10 protein-coding genes and 1 pseudogene are annotated in these 24,327 nt (G+C 62.0%); 10 read left to right on the forward strand and 1 reads right to left on the reverse strand.

Features of this window, described 5'->3' with window-relative positions:
* Positions 1-79 precede the first annotated feature (79 nt).
* From VBE63_RS04020 to VBE63_RS04035, 4 genes are all read left to right on the forward strand, one after another.
* Positions 80-1,792, forward strand: a complete 1,713-nt coding sequence (locus tag VBE63_RS04020) for a methyl-accepting chemotaxis protein (protein ID WP_323681706.1) — start codon at positions 80-82, stop codon at positions 1,790-1,792.
* Positions 1,793-1,969: 177 nt separating this feature from the next.
* Positions 1,970-2,425 carry a chemotaxis protein CheW gene (locus VBE63_RS04025; RefSeq protein WP_323681707.1) on the forward strand — a complete coding sequence of 152 codons (456 nt, stop codon included), beginning with the start codon at positions 1,970-1,972 and terminating at the stop codon, positions 2,423-2,425.
* Positions 2,422-3,600 carry a chemotaxis response regulator protein-glutamate methylesterase gene (locus tag VBE63_RS04030; RefSeq protein WP_323681708.1) on the forward strand — a complete coding sequence of 393 codons (1,179 nt, stop codon included), beginning with the start codon at positions 2,422-2,424 and terminating at the stop codon, positions 3,598-3,600. Before VBE63_RS04025 ends, VBE63_RS04030 begins: the two co-directional genes overlap by 4 nt.
* On the forward strand, positions 3,597-4,442 hold the full coding sequence (locus VBE63_RS04035) for a protein-glutamate O-methyltransferase CheR (RefSeq protein WP_323681709.1): 846 nt from the start codon (positions 3,597-3,599) through the stop codon (positions 4,440-4,442). Before VBE63_RS04030 ends, VBE63_RS04035 begins: the two co-directional genes overlap by 4 nt.
* An 18-nt stretch (positions 4,443-4,460) precedes the next feature.
* On the opposite strand, the gene VBE63_RS04040 is transcribed toward VBE63_RS04035, so the two are convergent.
* Positions 4,461-10,127: a PAS domain S-box protein gene (locus tag VBE63_RS04040; RefSeq protein WP_323681710.1), complete on the reverse strand. Its 5,667-nt coding sequence runs from the start codon at positions 10,125-10,127 to the stop codon at positions 4,461-4,463.
* Positions 10,128-10,456: 329 nt separating this feature from the next.
* Here VBE63_RS04040 and VBE63_RS04045 point away from each other — a divergent pair, with 329 nt between their 5' ends.
* From VBE63_RS04045 to nifV, 6 genes and pseudogenes are all read left to right on the forward strand, one after another.
* Complete coding sequence (locus VBE63_RS04045) at positions 10,457-11,617, forward strand: EAL domain-containing response regulator (protein WP_323681711.1); 1,161 nt, start codon at positions 10,457-10,459, stop codon at positions 11,615-11,617.
* Positions 11,614-12,360 (forward strand): response regulator transcription factor, encoded by a 747-nt coding sequence (locus VBE63_RS04050; protein ID WP_323681712.1) that lies wholly within the window; start codon positions 11,614-11,616, stop codon positions 12,358-12,360. Before VBE63_RS04045 ends, VBE63_RS04050 begins: the two co-directional genes overlap by 4 nt.
* 253 nt (positions 12,361-12,613) lie before the next feature.
* Complete coding sequence (locus VBE63_RS04055; RefSeq protein ID WP_323681713.1) at positions 12,614-15,766, forward strand: response regulator; 3,153 nt, start codon at positions 12,614-12,616, stop codon at positions 15,764-15,766.
* Positions 15,767-15,947: 181 nt separating this feature from the next.
* Positions 15,948-17,138: a chemotaxis response regulator protein-glutamate methylesterase gene (locus VBE63_RS04060; RefSeq protein WP_323681748.1), complete on the forward strand. Its 1,191-nt coding sequence runs from the start codon at positions 15,948-15,950 to the stop codon at positions 17,136-17,138.
* A 290-nt stretch (positions 17,139-17,428) separates the two neighbouring features.
* Positions 17,429-22,543 carry a PAS domain-containing protein gene (locus VBE63_RS04065; RefSeq protein ID WP_323681714.1) on the forward strand — a complete coding sequence of 1,705 codons (5,115 nt, stop codon included), beginning with the start codon at positions 17,429-17,431 and terminating at the stop codon, positions 22,541-22,543.
* A 425-nt stretch (positions 22,544-22,968) separates the two neighbouring features.
* A pseudogene (gene nifV, locus VBE63_RS04070) lies at positions 22,969-24,102 on the forward strand (homocitrate synthase); the annotation flags it as partial.
* Between the last annotated feature and the right edge of the window lie 225 nt (positions 24,103-24,327).

Genomic DNA, 24,327 nt, shown 5'->3' on the forward strand with positions numbered 1-24,327 from the left:
TTGGTTTCAGCCAAACCCTTCCGATTCCACCAATCTTCCACCGAATTCATGATAGAGGCGGCTAAGGAGCCTAAAGAACGTGAGTATTAATGCCAAATTGCTAGCTGGATTTCTCGCCATCGCGGCGTTGACCATGATCGTCGGTGGTGTCGGCTTCTTCGGCATCAACAAACTCGAGAAGGAGCTGTCTTACGTCACCGAAGTCCGCATCCCCGACCTGATCGCACTCGGCGAGCTGAATACCGAGCGCATGAGCATCCGCGCTCAGACCCTAGATGTGTGGATCGAAGAAAACGCTGACCAACAAGTCGCTGTCGCGTCCTATCGGCGCATCCAACAAGAGCGCACCCAGAGCTGGCAAGTCGTCGAGGCAGCCTGGGAGAAATTACTACAGACGGAGCGCTCCACCGAGCGCGCCCGCCAGTTGATGACGGAGCTCAGGGACGCCTACAGGGTCTGGCGCGGTCACTATGAGGAGCTCGATCAACTGTTGGACGATTTCGTCAACAGTTCAAACGATCTGCGGCGCGCGTCCCTTTACCAGAAGTATCGAACCGCGGTCGACAGCATGATCCCAGCCTCGAATCGCATGGGCGCGCTGTTCGTGCAACTCACCGAAGCCGAGAACAGCTATTTCGAGGAAGTGTCCGCCGAGTCAGTCGCGCTCGCCAAGCTGTTGGAAACCTTGATGGTCGTGGTCACCGTCGTTGGCGTTCTATTGGCCATCGCCCTGGGGCTTTTGCTCAACCAGAACATCTCCGGTCCGCTCAAGCGCGTCTCGACCCTGTTGGCCACCGTGGCCAAGGGGGATTTCTCGGCCAATGTCGACCCCAAGAGCGCCCGTCGCGGGGATGAGATCGGCACTCTGACCAAGGCTGCAGAAACCCTGATCAGCAACATGCGCCAGGTGATCTCCGACCTCTCCACCAATGCCCAAACCGTGGCCTCCTCGGCCACTGAGCTGGCCAGCGTCAGCACCCAATCCGCGAACAGCGTGCGCGAGATGTCGACGCGGACCACGACTGTCGCTGCTGCTGCCGAGGAGGCCAGCGCCAACAGCGGCTCGGTGGCCGCCGCCATGGAAGAAGCCACCCACAGTCTCTCATCGGTGGCCAGCGCGACCGAAGAGATGAGTGCCACCATCGGTGAGATCGCCGCGAGCTCCGAGAAGGCACGCTCGATCAGTAACGATGCCGCCACCCAAGCCAATGATGTCTCGCTGCTCATGCACCAACTCGGTCAGGCGGCGCAGGAGATCGGGCAGGTCACCGAGACCATCACCGATATCTCGTCGCAGACCAATCTCTTGGCCCTCAACGCCACGATCGAGGCGGCGCGCGCTGGTTCCGCCGGCAAAGGCTTCGCCGTGGTCGCCAACGAAATCAAGGAGCTAGCCAAGCAGACGGCAGCCGCCACCGAGGACATCAAGCTCAAGATCAGCGGCGTTCAGAACAGCTCTGGCAGCGTGATTACTGACATCGAGAAGATCACCGGCGTCATCGGCGAGGTCGGGCACCTGATCTCCAGCATCGCCACCGCGATCGAGGAGCAAGCCGCTGTCACCCAGGACGTGGCCATCAACATCGCCCAGGCCTCCGAGGGAGTGCGCATTGCCAACGATCAGGTGGCCGAGATCTCCAGCGTCTCTGGCTCCATCGCCCAGGATCTCGCCAGCGTCACCAGCGCCACTGACGAGATCCGCTCCGGCGGCGAGCAGGTCAAGGAGAGCTCGCAAGAATTGTCCCGCCTCGCCGAGCAATTACAGGCCCTGGTGAAACAATTCGTCATCTAGGCTTTTTAGAATGCCTGTTATCAGCCATCTGACCTGATTGCCGGACAGAAATGACCGCAGAAGAACAGCAGAGCATAGAGCCGCTGGTCCGCAAGTCAGGGCAAATGACGATATGAAGACCTGCTCGGAAGGCCTGTTCTAAAGGTCTGCTCGGAAAATCTGTTAGGAATGTTGTTCATGCAAGACTCGACACCGTCGAACGCAAAGGAGCTCGTCACCTGTTTCAACCTGTGCCGAGGGGTGTTTGGCATCAACGCCCAGCTCGTCCAAGAGGTGATCAAGGTCGGTGAATTGACTCAGGTCTATGGCGCCCCTGACGAGGTGGTTGGGATTCGCAATCTGCGCGGTCGCATCGTCACCGTCATCGATCTAGCGGCCCATCTCGGCATCGGCCGGGTCGAGATGGGAGCGGACACCCGCCTGATGATCTTCGAGCACCAGCAGGAGCATTATGGGTTCTTGGTGGATCGCGTGATTGAAGCGATCCCCCTCGAGCAGGACCAGATCGAGCCGGTGCCCAGCAGCCTCGATCCCGCCCTGCGCGCCCGTCTGCTCGGTGTCTGGCGCCAACAGGATGAGCTCACCGCCCTGCTCGATCCCAACCTGCTCTTCACCTGGCGGGATGCCGAATGAAAGTCCTGGTCGCCGATGATTCCAGTCTCTACCGCCGTCTTATCACCGAGGCCCTCAAGTCCCTTCCCGGAATCGGCTCGATTGATCAGGCCTCAAACGGACGCTTGGCCCTGAAAAAGGTGCAGGAGTTGCAGCCCGACCTGCTGACGCTGGACATGGACATGCCGGAGATGGACGGCTTGGCGGTGTTGGACGCACTAAAGCAGCTCCCCGATCCACCGATCGTTATCGTCGTCAGCTCCCTGACCCAAAAGGGCGGGCATCTCGCCATCAAGGCGATGCAGCGTGGTGCCTTCGACTTCATCACCAAGCCCGCCACCACGAGCCTCGAGCTCAGTCTCGCGGCACTGCGGGAGGAATTGGCACCGCGCCTGAAGTCGCTCTCGGTACGCTTCAATGTGCGCAGCATCCTGCACAAGCAGCAGCACAGCTCAGCAAGCGTGAGCCGCCAAGCCGCAGCCGGCAGCGCTCGCCCAAGCGACTCGGCAGCGGCACCATCAGCCACTGCGGGTGCCGCCGGTGGTGCCGCGCCAAGCCCAGCAACCAGCGACACCAAAAGCCCACCGCCCAGCCGTCCACACCAGCTCGCCAGGCCCGAGATGCTGTTAATCGGCGTCTCCACCGGCGGCCCCAATGCCCTCGATTGCTTGATCCCGGCCTTGCCGGCGACGCTTGGGGTGCCGGTGTTCGTGGTCCAGCACATGCCGCCGCTGTTCACCAAGTCACTCGCCGAGCATCTGGCCGATAGAAGCGCGCTCAAGGTCTGCGAGGCGGTGCACGACACCATCGCCGAGGCGGGCACTGTCTATATCGCTCCGGGCGGGCATCACATGCGACTGGCCCATGGCGCCCAAGGCCAGACGCTGATTCAGATCACCGACGAGGCGCCCGAGAACCACTGCCGCCCCTCGGTCGACTATCTGTTTCGCTCGGCGGCCAAGCAGTTCCCCGGTCGGGCGATGGCGGTGATCCTCACCGGCATGGGCAGCGACGGCACCCAGGGTTTACGCGAGCTGAAACGCGACGGCTGCTTTGTGATCGCCCAGGATGAAGCGACCTGTGTTGTCTATGGCATGCCGAAGATCGCCGTCGAGGCCGGTGTCGTCGATCGCGTGCTGCCGCTCGACGCCATCGCCGAGCGTGTGGTGGCGACCATCAAGGGGCGTCACCCGTGAGCCGTCCTCCACCCCTGAAAGGTGATGAGTTGCCGGCCTGGGGTGAGTACATCGCCAAGGCCTGTGGCGTGCGTCTGGACAGCAACAAGGGCTACCTGATCGAGTCGCGCCTGGGACCCCTCATGCGCGAGACCGGCGCGGAGAGCTGGGCGGCCCTGCTGCGCAAGGTCAAGACCGACCCAACTCGACAGCTGCACACCAAGGTCATCAGCGCCATTACCACCAACGAAACCTCCTTCTTCCGTGATCAGGCGCCGTTTCAGCTGTTACGACACAAACTGCTGCCGGAACTGATCGATCGCCGGACTCAGGAGCGCGCCAAGCCGATCCCGATCCGCATTCTCAGTGCCGCTTGCTCGACCGGTCAGGAGATCTACACCACGGCGATCGTACTCAAGGAACTGCTTGGAGATTTCAATGGCTACGATATTCGCATTCTCGGCCTGGACGTGTCCCAGGAGGCCATCGCCCAGGCCAGCTATGCCCACTACAGCCAGCTTGAGCTCTCGCGGGGCATTTCCCCACAACAGCTCACGCGCCACTTTGAACTCGTGGGTAATCAATGGAAGGTCCGCGATGAGCTGCGCGCCACCGCTACCTTTCGCCAAGCTAATCTTCTCGAGCCAATCTCGACACCTGGTCTCTTCGACATCATTTTCTGTCGCAATGTCGCCATCTACTTCAACGAGCCAGACAAGGTCCGCTTATTTAAGAACCTTGGCCGCCTGCTGGCACGCCAAGGCGCTTTGATCATCGGCAGCACCGAGTCGATTACTAATCTCTGCCCGGAATGGGAGCCGCAACGCTATTTGCGCACCCTGTACTACACCAAGAAGACCTGATATCGGCGCCGGCCTCACTCAAACCCGATCCTGAATCGCTTGCCTCAAGACCTCGAGATCAATCGGCTTGCGCAGAATCAGCGTCGGCTCGTCATGTTGATTCCGCGGCGGATCCCAATGCGCCTGCTGACCGGTCATCAAGATCACCGGTAGTTCCGGATGGCGCTCGAGCAGCTGCTTATGCAGCTCGAGTCCATCCATGACCGGCATGGCAATATCGGACAAGACCAGATCAAAGGACCGCGTCGAATTGGCCAGCAGGGCGAGGGCCGCCTGGCCCTGCTCCGCGGTCTCAACCTCAATACCCTCAGCTCTCAGCACCCGCGAGATCGCATCCCGCACGCGGCGATCATCCTCGACCAAGAGCAGGTGCAGCGGCGTTTGCGCCGGTTGCCCGGCTCGTTGTTCAGCCTGGGCCAAGTCCACTGCCTCCTGAACCGCCGGCTTCAACTGTTCGACGGACTTCAGGTCTCGAGCCCGCTGCTGCGCGGCCTCGGCCAACAGAGCCGCTTGCTCCTCGGCCAGTTCAGGCGCGGCAGCGCTTTCATTTGGCGCCTCGGTGGGCAGCAAGAGTCGGAAGCAGCTGCCGGCACCAGGTTCAGATTCCAGGCTCAAGCCCGCCTGCGTCCGGAAGACGAACTCACGCACCATAAAGAGACCGAAACCATGGCCTCGACTCTTGGTCTTGGTGGTAAACAAGGGTCGAAAGATCTTGCTGATCAGCTCGGCTGACATCCCGACGCCGGTATCGCAGACGCGGATCTCAACGCAATCCATCGCCGGCAGTTCGCCGATCGCAAGGTCACTCGTCCCCTCCCAGCGCCGCAACCGAGCGCCGATCGTCAATGTGCCTTCACCCAGGATCGCATCGCGGGCGTTCAGCGACAGATTGAGCAAAGCCGATTGGAGAAAGGCACGGTTGCTAAAGGCCTGTAATCCGTCCTCGAGCTCAAGCTCAAGCCGAATGCGTGCGGGCAACACCTGTTCGATGATCAACGCCAGCTCCCTGATGCTGTGTGCAACATCGAGCGGCTCGAGCGGAATGCGGCCCGAGCCGCTCATGGTCAGCATGCCCGAGGTCAGCACCTTGGCCTGACCCAAGGCGCTGATCGTATCGGCAATCACCTGCCCTAACTCGGGATCAGCCGCGCCCTGTTCCTGCAGTGCGCTTGCAATGAAGAACAGGTTGGCGTCGATCACCCCGAGTAGGTTATTGAAATCATGCGAGACGCCGCTGGCTAAATGCCCGATGGTCTCGCGCTCGCGCGACTGCACCAGATCCTCTTGCAGATGCTCGCGATAGCGGACCGCGGCAACGCGCTGCGCGATCATGCGCAACAGTTGGCTCTGACCAAGATCAAGCTCCGGAATCTCGGTTTCGCCATGCAGGGCCAGAAACAGTCGTTCGGCTTGACCGTCAGGGGTCAAAGAGTCCAGCATCAATCCGATCTTCACCGCCTCTTGCTGATCCCGCTTGGGCGCTGCACCCACCTCCTCCCCTGACAGGAGCACCGGACTGCCCAACTCATCGCTGGCCTTAGCCACCAAGGCTGGCGGCAAGCCCTGGAGCTGAGGATCGCCAGCCTCAGGAACCTTCTTCAGTAAGCAATCCGCACCCGCATCGCCCATCAGCCAGACCTCGGCGGTATCGATTCTCAAGGTTCGACGCGCGAGCCGCAGCAGGGACTCGATCTGATCGGAGTACGGCTGGGAGAGATTGACCACATCAATCATGTACTCGAGCTGCTCGGCATAATCCGCCAGCTCTTGTTCGGCGGCGCGCTGGCGACTGCGCGCGTCATTGATCTCGGTGACATCCTCGAGCATCGCCAGCACCAGGGGCTCTGACTCAGGACTCGCCGACAGCAACGAGAGTCGCAGATCGCCCCAGATCAGCTCCCCGTCGGCGCGCAGATAGCGACTGGTGAAGCGATGCGCCAGGCAGCGACCGGCAAACAGGTCATGCAAGGCGTCGATCGTCTGGCGCAGGTCGTTGGGATGGGTGAATTCATCCAGGCGCATCTGATTTAGCACCTTGGCTTGGGCGCCAAGGAACTGCGCAAGCGCCTGATTGGCCAGTACCGGGCGGCGATCTGGACCAACCAGTGCGATACCCAGCGGAGCATGATCGAAGATCGCGCTCAGGCGCGCCTCACTGCGCGCCAAGCGCTGCAGCGCCCGTTGGCGCTCGCTGACATCACGGGTGACGCCGCGATAACCTTGAAGCTGGCCGTCTTCATTGAGCACCGGGGTGCCATCACTGGCGAGCCAGAGCAGCTCACCAGCCTCACTGCGGAAGGGCAAAACAACATCCTCAAAGGGCTGCTGACGTTCCATGCGTTCGGCCACCTGGACAGCCGCCTCAGCCGCCTCTGGCTCGGCGAGATAGTCGCTGTAATGCTGCCCTAGCATCGCCGCCGAAGGATAGCCGAGCACGACTTCGCAGACATCGCTGATGTAGGCAAACCGGCCCTCGGCATCCAGCTCCCAGGTGACGGTACGGCTCTCGCGCGCAAGACTGTCATAGCGGGCATTGCTCTGGCGCAGCGCCTGCAAGGAGCGCGTGCGTTGCTCGCTGGCAACAAGGATGTTGGCAAACAATTGCAGGAAGAGGGTCTCAACGGTGCTCCACTGGCGCGGCGCGCTCACCATCTCGGCACCGACAAAACCGAACAGACGGCCTTCAAGCTGCAGCGGCACCAGCAGCAGGGCACACACCGGCTGCGCCTCCAAACGGTGTCGCTCGCGAATCCAGCGGCTCGTGCCGAACTCGGCAACGTCAGCGATCACCACCGGCTCACCCACCGCGAGCTGCGCCAACATCATCGGCAGCTCGGTGGCGGCACGGCCTCGGTAATGGGCGCCAATCGCCGCCACGCCCTCGGCGGTGCGCTCGAGGATCTTATCTAACTTGCGCCCATCGGCACTCAGGCAAAAGAGATAACAGCGGTCAGCACCAATGAACCCACCAACCCGCGCCAGGGCCTGCTCGGTGCCCGTATCGCTGGATGCATCCGAGACGCTGACAAAGTCAGTGGCCAAGGCGAGCAGCTCGCTGACCATGGCCTCGCGCTCAGCGAGTGCTGTTTGGGCTTGCTTGCGCTCAGTCATATCGCGGCCCACCCCAATGACGCCGGTCACCTCGCCGCGGGCATCGCGCATCGCCGTGCTCGACCATTGCAACCAGCGCCAACCTTTGCAGGTGTAGGCACACTGTTCGATATCGTTGGTATAGGGCGGCTTAAGCAGCAATTCGATTGTCGCCGTCGCGGCGCTGTGCTCACGCCCAGGCTCCGGCGGCAACAGGCGCTCGCCGAGGAGTTCGTCTTCACTGTGACCGAAGGTCTGGCAATAGGAGGGGCTCACAAACTCGAAGCGTCCCTCAAGATCGATTCGCACAATCAAGTCTTCGACGTTGTCGACCATCAACCGATAGCGCTCCTCCTGCTGGAGGCGCATCGCCTCGCTGCGACGCAGTTCGGTGACATCCAGACAAGTGCCGACAAGACGTACCGCCTTGCCCTCAGCGTCGCACTGAATGCGCCCTTGTTGGAGCAGCGTTCGCGCCACACCGTCGGGGCCGAGCACGTTGTGTTCGATCTGAATGGCCTCCGTCGACTGTTCATCGAGCGTCGCGATCGTCTTGCGCACCCGCTCCCGATCCTCGTCGGCAACAATCGCTAGGTATGCCGTATGACTCGCCTCAACGGCTCCAGGCTCAAAACCAAACAGCCGAAAGGTCTCCTCGGACCATTGCGCCTGACCGCTGTACAGGTCGAGCTCCCAGCTGCCGACATGGGCGATCGCTTGGGCCTCTTTCAGTTGCGCCTCGCTCTCGCGCAAGCGCTCGAGCATCTCGATCTCTTCGGTCAGATCTTGCTGCACGGCGATGTAATGGCTCACCTGACCCTGATGATCGCGCATCGGCGAGAGGTGCAGCGAGTTCCAGAAATAACTGCCGTCCTTGCGATAATTGCGCACGATAACATTCGATGCCGCGCCCTCCCGCAACGCGGCTCGCATCTGCCAACGCGCCGGTTGCGCGCGCTCTGGACCTTGCAAGAAGCGGCAATTACGGCCAATGACCTCAGCGGCGCGATAACCGGTCATGGCCTCGAAACCCGAGTTGACATAGCTGATCAGATCATCGTTTTGGGTCCGTTCAGTAATGATGACGCCGGTCTCGGCCTGCGACAGCGCGTCGATCAATACCTGGTGTCGACGCCGCAGCTGCAAGGCCTCAAAGGCGACCCCGGCGAGACGGGTAGCGACCACCAGCACCTCGCTCACAAAGGTCACGATCGGCTCCCGCGCGTCCTGTTGCTGCTCGATCGCGACCATAACCGTCGAATAGCCGACGATCGGTAGCACCCATCCGGAGACCCCAGCCGCCTCGCGCGATGACGGCTCCAAGCTTGCTGCCGATGCGATGTGAGTGGCCTTCAACGGACAAGCCGCCCCCGCCTGCAGGGCCTCTTGACAGTGCGCGATCAAAAGCGGATCGAACGCTAACCGCGTCATGTCGATACCGGCCAGCGGCCTGCGCAGAGGCCCGAGCAGCACCAGCTCGCCGGTCGTCGTCTGCCGCAGCAGCAGGCAACGATAACCCGGCAGAACCATCTCAACCTGGTCGCAGAGCAACTCAGCAAAGGAGGCCTCATCCGCCTCTTCATCGATGAGCTTCGACAGCAGACTAGCTTGTAGCGCTGATAGCGCCTGCTGACGCGCTTGGTGCTGCTTTTCTTGCTCGAGCTGCCGGAAGCTGGTGCGCAACGACCGTGCCATCCCGAGGATGGTCTCAGCAAGCTCGTCGGTCTCACGAATGAGGGTCTGACTCAAGCGCGATAACGGCCGCGAACTCGCAATCAGGACCGGAAGCTGCTGAGTGGATTCGATCAATTGATGCAAAGGACGCATCAACCAGGCGCTCAGCCAGCTCGCGATGGCAATCGCGAACAGGGCCAGAGCGAGTAGGGCGAAGAAGATCTTGAGGAGCCCCTGTTGGCTATCCTTGAGTAAGGGCGCGGTTTGCGACGCGATGGGATCCATCAGCTCGGTCGCGCCGATCTGGAGCGCCCGCGCGAACGCTTGGCTCTGCCAGAGCTCTTGGCTTTGCCAAAGACTCAGCGCCAGAGCGGGTAACAGGAGCGCAAGCACCAGGATATTAAACAAGATGCGGTCGAAGGTAATCGCTCGGCGCTGATTCCTAAACCAGGCCACGGCGAGCACGATCAACCCAGCCAACGCCGCATTGATGATGCCGTTGAGGGCGAGCTTAAGCGCGATCAGCCAGGCTGGAAACCAGGGCAAGCCTAGGGCAAAATGATAGAAGAACAAGGTCAGCGGTATGCCAAGCGCCAGCCAGAAGAATGCATCTGCGGCGGCAAACGCCAGTGGTCGTCGACCTCGGCACTCCGCGCGCGAGCGCAGCCCGCTGACCAACGCGATCTCGGCAATGAACACAACCATGGCATAGGGATGCCCCCAAAATAGCCAAGTCGCACCACCACCCAGCGCGGCGACTAACAAGCCAGCGCTTGGCCCCAGCCAAAACATCGCCAGAAACGCCGGGATTGAGCTGAACAGCAGATCGAAGCCAAACAGCAGCGGCACTGTCAAGGTGTCGCCCAGCACGGCCCAAAGGCTCAGTAGCACGAGCAGTAACACTGTGGTCGGCAGACGCATAGACTGCACTGAATGCAAGATGCCGCGAAGAACATCGCCGCTCGAGAAACGTGGGTGCAAGGGAACCTCGCAGACAGGGTTAGAATCAGTCAGAGAGTTAGCTTAGCCCGGTGGCTTTGCGTGGTCAGACTAGACTCGCCCAGCAATGTGAACTGGATCACAGATTGGCGGCATCGTTGGGGACACAGCCGACTGCTGGTATCGCGCACTCTTGCCAACGCTTGGACTAGAATTTGCTCAATATAACCCAATCCCTACGAGGTTGGAGATGACAGCTTCAACGTCCCTAAGAGCCCAGAGCCTGCGGACCGCGCGGAGAGACCTCCTCAATGATTCTTAACTGCTTGGATGACGACCCTCGGATGGAGCGCACCTTGCGCCGCTTTGCCGGCTCGCTTGGCCACGAGGTGCGTTTTCAGACCTCGAGCCAGGCGCTGCGCGAAGACCTCGCCAGGCAAGTCCCTGATGTGGTCGTGCTCGATCTCGGTCTTGGCAGCGAAACCGGCATCGACGTCCTTCGCTGGCTTGCTCAACATCACCAAGACATCCCGCTCATCTTCCTCTCGGGCCACGGCGATGAATTGCTCGACACGGCACGACGCATCGCTCAAGGCAGCGGGCTCGCCGTCTACGGCGCGATCAACAAGGCGAATCTGGTGCGGGAACTGCCGGAGGCCCTGGCGCGCTGCCGGCCCCCAGAGCGACCTAAGCCGGAGGCGTCCAGACCGCAGACCTCGCTTGACCTCAAGGCGCTGCGCGAGCATCTGCGCGCCGGCCGCATCAAGCCCTACTTCCAGCCGATCCTCTCGGCGAGCACGCTGAAGCCGGTTGGCGGGGAGGTCTTGGCGCGGCTGTCACTGCCGGATGGCAGCATCTTGGGTGCCGGCGCCTTTATCCCGTTGGCCGAACGCTCGGGGCTGATCATGCAGCTCACGCAGGTGCTCAGCGATCGCCTGATTGAGCTGGCGCCGCAGCTCAAGCCACTCGGACTCGACTTTCTCTCGGTCAATCTCTCCGCCGCCAATGTGGAGGGCCAAGCCGCCGCTGCCATCGTCAAACGTCTGGTCGAGGCCTTCGCTGGCAGCTGCCAGATCATGATCGAGCTGACCGAAACCGCCGTCTTGCCGGACCTGCAGGAGATGCGCGCACTGACCACCCAGTTACGCCTGGGCGGCGCCTCCTTGGCCATCGATGATTTTGGCATCGGTTACTCGAGCATCCGCGCCCTCGCGGAATTGCCCTATGACGCGCTGAAGATCGATCTCTCGTTCGTCAGGGAGATGTTCGACTCCGAGAAATCCGCCAATCTGATGACCTCGATGCTACACATGGCCCATAGCCTCAATCTGAAGGTGGTGGCCGAGGGCGTTGAGACCGAGGCACAACGCGATCGCCTGATCGAGATCGGCGTCCAGCAGTTGCAAGGCTACCTCTTCGGCCGTCCGCTACCGATCGAGCAGTTCGCGCCTTGGATGCTCAAGCAGCAATGAACGACAGGGCCAGCATCATCATCGTGGAAGATGATCAACGCATGGGCTCCGCATTGCAGCGGAATCTGGCCAAATCCGGCTACCAGGTCATCCTGACCGACAGCAGCCAGACACTCCGCCAGGCCTTTCGCAAGACCGAAGCCGATCTGGTGCTGCTTGACCTCAATCTCGGCAATGAGGACGGCATCGATATCGCCCGCGAACTCGTCACGACCACCTCGGTCGCGGTGATCATCATCACCGGGCGCATGGAACTGGAAGATCGCATCGAAGGCCTTGATGCCGGCGCCGATGACTACATCGTGAAGCCCTTCGCGATTGATGAGTTGCTCGCTCGGATTCGCGCGGTGTTGCGCCGGCGCGCACTCGATAACCAATCGGCCGGCCAGATGGAGTTCGGCCCCTTTCGCCTGGATACCACAACCCAAACCCTCTACCGGAACGGCGCATCGGCAGCGGGCTTGACCCTGACTGAAACCGAGGCTCGCATGCTCGGCATCTTGCTTCGGCAACATAGCCGCGCGGTCAGTCGCGAGCGCCTGAGTAACCGAGGCCCAACCGAGCCTGGTGACCGTAGTATTGATGTCCATGTCGGCAACATCCGACGCAAGCTCCGCGAGGCCGGCATCGACGACCTGGTCATCTATCCGGTCCGCGGCTTTGGCTACCGCTTAATGCTAGAAGGCAAAGCCGCCATCCGCGAAGATGCGACTGGCGATGACCCATCGACCGCTGAAGCCTGAAACGATCGGCGCTTAAATCGGCACCTAAATCCTCACCTTAACAAGTCTTTACAGCATATCGCCTTGAGCGCGGATAGACTGCGATCAGGCGCTGGCTTAAAGCAGCAAGACAATTTAGCATTTAAGCATATAAGAACCATCACGCTGTGCTCCCGGACGCCAGGATTGCGATAGCTCACCCAGGAGTCACCTCGATGTGTTCTGATTGTCTCGATCTTTGCCGTTCCGCCCCGGTCGACACGAGGCCGCGTCAATGACCCGGCGCCCGCTGCTGACGTCAGGCAACCTCGTCATCGCCCTCCTCGGTCTATTCGCGCTGGCCGGCAATGCGGTCAGCCTCCCGCTGTTCTTCGGCATCGACTTCCTGTTTGGCTCCATTCCCGCCCTGTTGGCCCTGTTCTGGTTTGGTCCGCGCGCCGCCCTGTTGGTCGCCGTGGTGGGGAGCAGTGTGACCTGGCTGCTGTGGGGGCAGGCCTATACCGCGATCATCCTCGTCGCCGAGATTGGGTTCGTCAGTTGGCTGCACCAGCGTGCCCTTCAGCGCACCCGAAGACCTCCCAAGCTCGCGGCCAGCGATGCCCTCTATTGGCTGGTGCTCGGGATTCCCCTGACGCTGCTGTTCTATCACTCTGTGTTTCAGGCCGACTGGACCTTAACCTGGCTGATCGCGCTGAAAGAGGCGATCAACGGCATCCTCAATGCCACTGTTGCCGGCCTCATCCTGGTGGCGACAGCGCTGTTTTGGAAACGCCAACGCAGCAGTACCAGCTATAATCGCTCCCTGTTCAATGTCTTATTGATCGCGATACTGCTCCCGGGTCTACTGCTCCTCATGTGGCAGACGCTAGGACTCAAGCAACGGCTGGAGACCGAGCTTGCCCAGCGTGCCAAGCTGACCGGCGCTGCGGTCGCAAACCGCCTCCTGAGTCAGGCCGACAACCTGGATGTCACCGACCCCCTCGAGCTCGAAGCCGCGCTTGATGGGCTCAGCCAAGCCCTCTGTGAAGAGCTGGCCCAGGATTGGGGTCCAGGGCTCTCATTTAGCCTCAAACCCTGGTCCGACTGGCAGACCTCGACTGAACGCGCGCTGCACCCAACCCTCGTCGAGGGTCTCTGGGTGCGTCTCCCAGCCCCGTCTCAGGCGTCTGAGATCGCGATCTGGAGCAATGCGGAGTATCAGGTTCGCTTACCGCAACCCTTATCGCCCATCGCGGATCAGGCCCTGATCGTCAGCTTTAGCGCCGCGCCGCTGATCAACGACCTGCAGCAGCAGCTTCTGCGTCTACTCTTGGCCTTGCTAAGCCTTGCGCTGTTTGGCATTGCCCTGGCCACCTGGCTGAGCAGTCGGCTGCCCCCAAGGCTGCATCAACGAACCCTGCAGCGGCTCCGACAAAGCGAGGCGCGGCTGAGTACGATCTTCGAAAACGCCCCCATCGGGATCGCCTTGATCGGTCAAGATCGGCAACCGCTGATGGTCAACCGGGCATTGACGCAGTTCCTTGGCCACCAGGACAAGCACCTCAAGCAGATGCGCTTTGACGACCTCACGCATCATGCGGATAGGCAGGAGGTGCTCAGTGAGCTCGACGCCTTGTTCAAGGGCCAGCGCAGCGCCTATCGCATGACCAACCGTTATCGGCATGCCGATGGTCAACTGCTCTGGGGTGAGCTGCGCGTTTCGTTACTGCCGACTAGCAGCGATGATCAGCCCATGGCGCTGGCGATGATCGAGAACGTCACCGATCTGCACCTGGCCCGCGAACGTCAGTCTGCCGCGGAGCAAGGGCTGAAAGCCTATGCGGAGCAACTCGAATCATTGCTAGCCTTAGCCAACCGGTCGTCGGCGTCTTTGACAACACAAACGCAAGCGCTCCTGCAGCTTGCATGCCGCAGTCTGGAGCTTGAGACCGCTGCGGTCTGGCAACTCGGCACCGACGCCCGCTGTCACCTACTTTGCGCCCTGCCCGACGATGCCAGCTCAGTCCAGGCGCCCTCGCCAAAACTGATGGCCGAGGCCTCGGCGGAGCCTGGCACTCCGGTCCTGATCTCGGATGCGATGGACGCCGAATCGAGCCGCGCTGGCGAGCGGTCAGTCGTCATTGGCATGCTGATCAATCAGCTGCAGGACAATGATGATCTAGAGCCCCTCTTGATCCGCTTTCAAGGCACAACCCTCAGACAAGCGACGGCAGTGGGTGAGCAGCAATTCTTGCGTTTGATCGCCCAACGCATCGCCGCGCTGCATCTGAAGCACCAGTTACAGGAGCACCTGTCCAAGGCGCGCGAACGCGAGGCCATCGGCCACCTCGCCAGTGGTGTCTCGCACGACTTCAACAACCTGCTCGGTGTCATCGACGCGAACCTGTTCTATCTCTCCAGCGGCCTCGAGGATCAGGCCGCGGCTGACTCCGAGATTGGGCAAGTCCTCGCCGAGACTCACAGCGCGCTCGGGCAAGCCAAGGTGATCGCCTCTGGCATGCTCGCCATCAGCGGTTCTGGACCTATCCCCCTCGAGAGGATCGACCTCGGCAACGCGATTAGCGACCTCAAGCAAATCCTCGAGCAGGTCTTACCCCCGCGGATCGCGCTGCGGCTCGACATCGAGCCAGGCCTACGGGCCTTCAGCAACCGAGCCTTCCTCCAGTCAGCCCTGCTCCATCTGATGATGAATGCGCGTGATGCCATGAGCGATCAGGGCACACTCACCATTGCGGCCCGGAGGGTTCAGGGAGCCGCTGCCAGCGCGCCGAGGATCGGTGTCATCCCCGCCCAGGATTGCGTCGAGATCGCGGTGATCGACACCGGCAAGGGCATCGCGCCGAGCGTACTCGAGCGCATCTTCGACCCGTTGTTCTCGACGAAGGCCAAGCAACGTGGTCATGGCATCGGCCTGTTCATGGTGCGCGAGTTTGTGCTTCGCACCCAAGCCGGGCTCTGGATCGACGCCAACGCCGATCAAGGCACCTGCTTCCGCCTCTGGTTATCGGCGCAGCCCTTCCCTGAGCCTCGCCGGGCGCAGACCCTCACTGGACCTCGGCGCCTGCTGCTGGTCGAAGACGATCGCCGTGTGCGGGATTCACTCAGGCGCCTGCTGAAGAGCGAAGGCATTGTCGTGGAGACCGCTCAGGATGGCCAGGCCGCCCTGCTCCGCCTCGCCGAGCTTGGCGCAGCGGTCGATCTTGTCCTCTCCGATATTGCCATGCCGGTGATGGATGGGCTGGAACTGTCCGCGCATCTGACTGAGCAGTATCCGCATCTGCCGTTCATCTTGATGACCGGGCAGCAGGCCCACTGGGAGCCGCCGCTCAACAGCCACGGCGAAGCGGTCACCATCTTGCGTAAACCCATTGATCTCAGCGATCTCAAACAGGCCTTTCATGAGGCGCTGCTGCAAAAGCGGGCTTAACAAAGCTTTACCATGGTCTTCAACCGGCGGCGTTAGTCTATCTCTCACAGGCAGCGATACCAGGAGACCCGCCCTCGGCGGAAACTCCAATCGCCTGCAACGGCCTCGGATGGCCTCGACGGTCTAGCCAAGAATGGCTGGCTAGGCTCACAGAGATGACAGAAACAGGTTGTTGAGGAGACTGACCGTGCTAAACGCCCCCAAGATCAAGATTCTTTGTGTTGATGACTCGGCGAGCATCCGTGCACGACTCACCGAGATCATCAACCGACGCCCAGACATGGAGGTCGTCGCTGTCGCCTCCGACCCAATTATCGCGCGCGAACTGATCAAGCTTCACAATCCGGACGTGCTCACCCTCGACATCATGATGCCGCGCATGAACGGACTCGACTTCCTCGAGAAGCTGATGCGGCTGCGCCCGATGCCGGTCGTCATGATCTCATCACGCACGCAGCCAGGCTCGGAGGAAACGCGACGCGCCTTGGAACTTGGCGCGCATGATGTCATCGCGAAACCCCGGGTTGGCTCCAACACCGGCTTGGAGGCCGAGAGCGCCAATATCGTCAATAAGATACGCGCCGCCGCAGCCTCGACCTCGCTCGCGTCGCAGCCGCGCAAAAAGTCAGCACCCATCCGGCTACCCGCCCCGATTCGCGCGGCCGCACCTCGCCGCACGAACGGCGAAGACCTACTCGTGATCGGCGCCTCCACCGGCGGCACCGAAGCCATCCGCGAGGTGCTCGAGCAACTGCCGGCCAGCAGCCCGCCGGTGCTGGTGGTTCAGCACATGCCCGCCGGCTTCACACGTTCCTTTGCCGAGCGACTCAACCGCACGAGTCCATTGTGGGTCAAAGAGGCTGAGCAGGGCGAGCCGCTGTTGCAGGGCTGTGCCTATATCGCCCCCGGCGATCAGCACTTAAAGGTTGAGCGCCGTGGCTCCCAGTACTTCGCTCAGCTCGATGCAGGCCCTGAGGTCAATCGGCATCGTCCCTCGGTCGATGTGCTCTTCCATTCGGTGGCGCAACAGGCGGGCAAGCGTGCCCGCGGCGCCCTCCTCACCGGCATGGGCAAGGATGGTGCCGCAGGCTTACTGGCGATGCGCAACAGCGGCGCCTTCACCCTCGCTCAAGATGAAGCCAGCTGCATCGTCTTTGGCATGCCGCGTGAGGCCATCCTACGCGGCGCCGCGAGCGAGGTGGCCCCGCTCGAGCAGATCGCAGACCGTCTCGCCGGGCAGGCCAGCCTGTCGCGCCAACTGCGGATCGACTCCATAACCACGGCTAGGATTCACCGTTTTTGGCCCGAGACTTCTGCACGCTTTCGCGCCAAAGCCGCCGGTCAACTTCAAAGGGGCCAGGCGGCCTACTGACCTCAAAGCAGAGGCGACCCATCCTCTGCAAACTCCTCTTCCCGGCGTTGCCTCGCGCCCCGTGCCTGAGGCTAAACTATCACAGCTTCTGCAGTTTCCTGAGCTGCGGTTTTCGGCGATACTCGCAGCATCTGATCGCTCACTCCGACGCTCATCCGGGATATGCGCATGGAGATCTGCCTCCGCAATAGGGCCAGCACCACCGATCGGCTCTCTCAACAAGAGAGCTTAGGCTAATGGGCCGATGGCGGCTGTTAGCGGTCCCTCGCCAAGGCAACCGGCTGGCGTCAATGTCGCAAGCGGTGCGCTCACTCCCGCTGCTCCTCGCCTTATTGGTTGCGGCGGCGGCTGCAGGCGGTTTTTTTTGCCTACCGCTCCCGTTCGGCCTATACGTCTCCTGCGGACTCGTTCCGGTGCTGCTCGCACTGGTGTGGCTTGGCTTACCGGCCGCCCTCTTGGCGGCGGTGGCACTCAGTGGCTCAGCCTGGCTGGCGGTGGGCGAACATCCTTTTGGCGTTGTGCTCATCGGCGCGCTACTCCTGTTCGTACAGGCGCTGTCCGCGCGGGCGCGCCGAGCCAAGCAAGAACCGCTGGCCCTCCCCGTGCTCGTCGTCCTCTTTTGGGCGACGCTGGGCATCCCTCTGAGCCTGTTCCAGACGCTAGTCGTGCTGAATCTTGGCCTCGATACCGCCCTCTTGCTAGGGCTCGAAAACGCCGCCAACGACATCATCGCCGCGACCCTCGCCGAGCTGGTGCTGCTGCTGGTTCCGCTGCTGCGCCAGCGCCCGGCCAGCCTCTCCAATCGCCATCTGCTGTTTGTGCTGTTCACGGTTGTCGCGCTGCTCCCCACCCTGACGCTGACCCACATCGGCACGCGTGATCTCCAAGACCAACTCGAAACCGAGCTGGCTCAGCACCTCAGGCTGTTTGCTGCCGCTGCCGAAGAGTTGCTGCGCCTGGAGTCCACACAAGTGCCCGCACAGACGACACTCGAACAACGCTCTGAGCAGCTTGATCAGCTCTCCGAGCGGCTCGTCACGCGTCTGGCCAAACACTTTCCGGCGTCTGCGACGCCGACCGTTGAACTCCTCCCGCTGTCCACACAGAGCCTGCAGGAGCAGGCCCTGCCCGTTGCCCGGCAGGCCGGTCTGCAGTTGGTCAACACCGGCGGTGAGCCGCCAACCGGGCTCTTTGATTGGTACCAGGTGCGTTATCGCTTCACGCTGCCGTTACCCGATGTGCACAGCCTGGCGGGTCTACGCATTGAGGTCAGCAGTGCGCCACTGATTAACAAGGTTCATACTTCGCTGCAGCGGTGGCTCGCCGCGCTGCTGGGCTGGGCAGCGATGGCCGTCTTTGCTGGCTGCTGGCTGAGCCGCTGGCTGATGCAGCCGATGCAGGATCTGATCCAGACCGCGGAGGCACTGCCGCGCCTCATCGACTCGGGTCACCCGATGCCGACGCTCCCTGCGAACCGGCTGCAGGAGTCGGTCACCGGCGCTCAAGCCCTGATCGCGATCAGCAAGCGACTCGAGGCCAGCTTCACGGCCCTGGCCGAAGAGCGAGATCGGCAACGAGAGCAGCGCGCGCTGAGCGACTTGCACGCCGACATCCTCAACGAGCTCGTGACCACGGACACGGACGAGCATCAGCTCACCAAGCACCTCTGCCAGCGCATCAGCCAACTGACGCCAAACCGCCAATGCACGCTGCTGGTGCGCAAGCCAGAGGGAACGCTTGAGGTGCTGGCCGCTTCCGACCTTGACGATCCTCGCATCGTCCAGCTCAACGCCCGGCTCGCCCAGCACCCCAGGGTCTGCGTGCATCGCGACCTGCCTTGCACCCTCTACGAAGCCTTTGAAAGCGCGGCAGAGACGCCGAGCCAACCACTGGACTCGACGCCACAAGGACCTCTGGAGACCTGTTGGTGTCAGCCCATCCAAGGCCAAGACGACCGCATCCTCGGTGTCATCACGCTCACCGCGCCACAGCCGGACACAACCGATCGCTTCGCCTCGATCTTACTCCAGCATGCCGCAGCGCTCGCCGCTACCGTCCTCAGCAGTCTTAGGCTGCGCCGCGACCATCAGGTCATGCTCGATGCCCTGTCGCAAGCCGAGACCGGGATCGTCATCGCCGAACGCCACGAAAACGGCGATTTTCCGATTAGTTTCGTCAGTCAGGGCTTCGAGAGCCTGACCGGCTACAGCGCCGCCGAGGTTTTAGGCCGTGATTGCCGCCTCTTGCAAGGCAACGACCGTGATCAGCCAGGCCGTTTCGAGATACGCGCCGCGCTCGATGAGGGGCGCGCCTGCCAGGTCACCTTACGCAATTATCGTAAGGATGGCCGCTGTTACTGGAACTCGGTCACCATCACGCCGGTGAAGGATGCACGAGGCCAGATTCGCCACTTTCTCGGCATCCAGCGCAACGATACCGAGCGTATCCAGGCCATGGAGCAGCTCAGCGCCAGTGAGGCGCGCCTGCGGGAGCTGACCGAGACCATCGCCGAGGTGTTCTGGGTCTTCGATCTCGAGCAGGATCGGCTGACCTATCTCAGCAGCGCCTTCGAGGCGATCTGGGAACGACCGATCGCGGAGGCCTACGCTGACCGCAGGCTCTGGCGCGAGTGCATCCACCCCGAGGATCGCGAACGGATCATCCAAGGTCGTCTTGAGATGGCGACAGGCAGCGGCAGCGAGACGGTCGAATACCGCATCCTCACCCCCGCAGGCCAAACCAAATGGATCGGCGACCACCGCTTTCTGGTCCGCGACGCCCATGGCCAACCCTGTCGGATCGTTGGCGTCGCCGCAGAGATCAGCGAGCGTAAGGCGGCTGAGCAGGCGCTTGAGGAACAGCGCCAGCGTCTTGAGCAGATCATCGACGGCACCCGTGTCGGCACCTGGGATTGGCGCATCGAGACCGATGAGAATCACTGCAACGAACGCTGGGCCGAGATGCTCGGTTACCGGCTAGCCGAGCTGCAGCCGATCACCCGACACACCTGGCGCCAGCTAGTCCATCCCGATGATCTGCCGCTGGCCGAGCAGCAGATTCAGGCCCATGTCGACGGCAAATCGGTGCTCTTCGAGGCCGAGTTCCGGATGCGCCATCAGGCCGGTCATTGGATCTGGATTCAGAGCACTGGCCGCCTCATCGAGCGCGGCCCCGATGGCCGCGCCCGGCGCTTCATCGGCATCCATCTCGAGATCACCGAGCGCAAACAAGCCGAGCTGCAATTGATCGCCCAAGAACGCCTCGAGCGCGAGCTCGTCGCGCTCACCCGATCCTTTGTCGATCGGACGCAATTGCCATTCGACGCCCTCATGGAGCAGACGCTGGCGAAGGTTGGGCAGCTCACCGGCGCTGATCGCGCCTACTTGTTCCAGGTCGACAGCGGCGGTGAATCCTTCAGCAACACCTATGAGTGGGTCGCGGCCGGCATCCAACCCATGAAGGACAGTCTGCAAGGCCTCCCAATCAGCCACTTGGGTCCTTTGCCGAGACTGCTCGCCGAGGCCGAGGCGTTCGTCGTTCCCAAGGTCGCCGAGCTCGGCGACGACTGGACTCTGCTGCGCCAAGACCTCGAGCGCCAACAGATCCAATCGCTGCTGGTAGTCCCGCTCATGGAAGAGGGAGCCTTGATTGGTTTCGTCGGCCTCGATGCCCAGCGACAGCAACGCGACTGGACAAGTCCTGACTTGAATCTGCTGATCGGCCTGGCCGGCGCCCTGGTCGGTGCGCTGCAGCGCGAGCGTTTTATTGCCGAGCTGCGCGCGAGCACCGAGCGCTACGATGCACTGGCCTCGCAAAGCCGCATGATGACCTGGGAGATCGACTGCACTGGCCGCTATACCTATGTCAATCCGGTCACCGAGACCTTACTCGGCTATCCCGTCGAGGAGCTCAAGGGCAATAAGGCCTTCTATGATCTGATCCCGGAACCTGAGCGGGCCGAGATCAAGGCTGAAGCCTTCGCGCTCATCCAGCAGCAACAGCCCTGGCGTGACTTTCAGTGCCCTATGATCACGGCGGATGGTGGGCGCCTCTGGGTGAGCGTCGATGGCCTGCCCATCTTGGACACCAATGGCCGCCTGCTTGGCTATCGCGGCAGCAGTCTGGATATCTCCGACCTGCGGCATGCGGAAAACCAGCGTCGCGCCGCCGACCGCGCCCTGCAGCGCTATTCCCAGGATCTCGAGCGTTTGGTTGATCTCAGCAACCAGGAGCTCGACGCCAACGAGGAGATCGTCGCCCTGCTGCAGATCGCCAATGACGCGCTTGGCATGGCCGCCGCCGAGACCGGTTCACGCGCGCTTGGAGGGCATTATCAACGCCTAGCCTGTTTCCCGGCCATCAGTGTCGAGCCCTCCGGGGTGGCCGCGCGCGCCGTCACCGAGGTGTTGTTTGCCGACCCGGCTAAGCACTTGAACCAACCAGAGGTCATCCTTGGTAAGGCCGTGCCGAAGACGATTCGCGTCCAGGGCTACTGCAGCATGATCCTGCTGGCCTCAGGCTGGCCGGGCGAGGCGAAACCGCAGCGCTGGCTGCTGACGCAATTCTGGGGCAAGCAATCACGCGCCGCCCTCAGCAAACCCGAACAGGAGCTGCTGCGGTTCATTAACCAGCGCATGGCCACCATCCAGCATGAAGCCGAGCTCGAGCGCGACCTGGTCAGCGCCAAAGAGCAGGAGACCATTGGTCATCTGGCGAGCGGTGTGGCCCACGATTTCAACAATGTACTCGCCGTGCTCGACGCCAATCTCTACTTCCTGCGGAGCTTTATCAAGCCGAGCGAGCCGGATGCCGAGATCAGCCAGGTACTCGACGAGATGAGCAGCGTCTTGGGGCAGGCCAAGGTCATCACCTCCGGCATGCTCGCCTTGAGCCGTGCGGGGGGGGTGCCGCTGCGCCCGACTCCGCTGGAGCCGCCGCTGACGGAGCTCTCGGACATCCTGCGCATGATGCTGCCAGAGTCGATCGACTGGCAGCTTGAGGTCGAGCCGGGACTGACCGCCACCACCAACGGCGGCTTTCTGCAGGCCGCACTGCTGAATCTGGCCCTGAATGGTCGCGATGCCATGCCGGAAGGTGGCAGGCTGCGGATCATAGCCCAACGCGAGCATTGGCGAGGCTTTCCGATACTCATGGTTGGTGATCTCAGCCCTGGCGAGTACGCCATCATCCATGTCAGTGATACCGGCAGCGGCATCCCGGCAGCGGTCTTGAACCGCATGTTTGAGCCACTGTTCTCAACCAAGACGCAACAACGCGGCCACGGCCTCGGCTTGTTCATGGTGCGCGAGTTCGTGCTGCACTCCGGCTCCGGCCTCTCAGTGCAATCAAACCCCGGCCAAGGCACCAAAATGCAAATCCTGATGCCGCTTGCAAAGGCCGATTAGTCTTCATCTTTCGACCCGCCAGCCGAGGGTCTGGATCAGATTGGCGGCGACAACAGAGGCGAAGTCGAGGTCGAGCCAACCGCCCGATCGGGCGGGTAATACGAATACCCAGGCTGTTGCCCCAAGGCTGAACGGTTGCCTCGAATCGCGCTTTAGTGTGCTCGAATGCCTCCCTAGCCCGCCCTGTCGGATTTGCGACAGAGATAACCTCCCGGCAGGTTGTCATCGCTTCAAACCTGGAACCCGTCGCCGTGAAGTCGTTGATTCTTCAGCTCGGATAAGCTAGGCCCAAGATTTGCATTCAACCTCTCGTCATGTCTAACGCCAAGCCCTGAGAACGTTTTCGCAACCGCTCATCAGCGAGCGATTTAGCAACCACTGCTTGAGCGACGCCTTTACGACAACCCTGACTGGAGCTTAGACCGATGCCGATCACCAATGCTCCGACCTCTCCTCGGGTCTGTATCAACGACACCACGCTGCGTGATGGCGAGCAGTCCGCGGGCGTTGCCTTCTCGCTCGATGAAAAGCTCGCGATCGCGCGCGGGCTCGATGCCTTGGGCGTACCCGAGCTCGAAATCGGTATCCCGGCCATGGGCGAAGAGGAGCGCGACTCGATCCGTGCCGTCGCCGGCCTTGGGCTCAAGGCGCGACTGATGGTTTGGGCACGCATGTGCAGTGCCGATATTGACGCCTGCATCGATCTCGGTGTCGACCTCGTCGATCTCTCGATCCCCGTTTCGGATCAACAGATCGCGCGCAAGCTCGGCCAAGACCGCACCTGGGTGCTCAACTGCATCGCCCAAGAGGTACGTATCGCCCGTGATCAGGGCCTAGAGGTCGGTGTTGGCTGCGAGGACGCCTCACGCGCCGACCCGGACTGGCTCAAGCAGGTTGCCGAGGCGGCGCAGCAGGCCGGCGCCCGTCGCCTGCGCTTTGCCGACACCGTTGGTCTGCTCGACCCTTTTGGCACCTATGAGCGCATCCGCGACCTTGCCAGCGTCTGCGACTGTGAGATCGAGATGCATGCCCATGACGACCTCGGTCTGGCCACCGCCAACACCCTCGCCGCGGTGCGCGCCGGCGCTAGCCATGTGAACACCACCGTCCACGGCCTCGGCGAGCGCGCGGGTAATGCCGCGCTGGAAGAAGTCGTCATGGGACTCAAGCATGTGCATGGACTCAATATCGGCATCGACCTGACCCGTTTCGGGGCCCTGTCCAAGCTCGTGGAGCAGGCCTCCGGTCATGCGATTGGCTGGCACAAGAGCCTGGTCGGCGATGGCGCCTTCACCCATGAAGCGGGGATTCATGTCGATGGTCTGCTGAAGGATCTGAACAACTATCAGGGCATCGACCCCGCCGAGGTCGGTCGCCGACACCAGATCGTGCTCGGCAAGCACTCCGGTCGGCAAGCCATTCGGCTCGCCTACCAGCAATGGCTGCAGCTCGACATCGACGCTGCGCAGGCCGAGCGGGTGCTGCCGCAGCTGCGCCGCTTTGTCACCAAGGCCAAGCGCGCGCCGGCGCGCGCGGACCTGCAGCGGTTCCTGGAGCAAGCGTTCCTAGAGCAAGCATTCCTAGAGCAGGCATTCCCAGGGCAGGCCTCAAGCCGATCCGAGGGACCCACGGAGCCGGAGCCGAGGCGCGGTTGCCCGATTCGCCCAGGCTCAAGCCCGGCCTTGCTTCAGCAGCGCAGCCAACCAGTGAACCAAACGATCAGCCAGACCGTCAGCCAACCCGTCAGCCAAACACTGAATCAGGCAGTCAGCCAGGCAGGACTC

Origin of the sequence: Lamprobacter sp. (genome assembly GCF_034860625.1) — a bacterium.
Taxonomy (GTDB): Bacteria; Pseudomonadota; Gammaproteobacteria; order Chromatiales; family Chromatiaceae; genus Lamprobacter.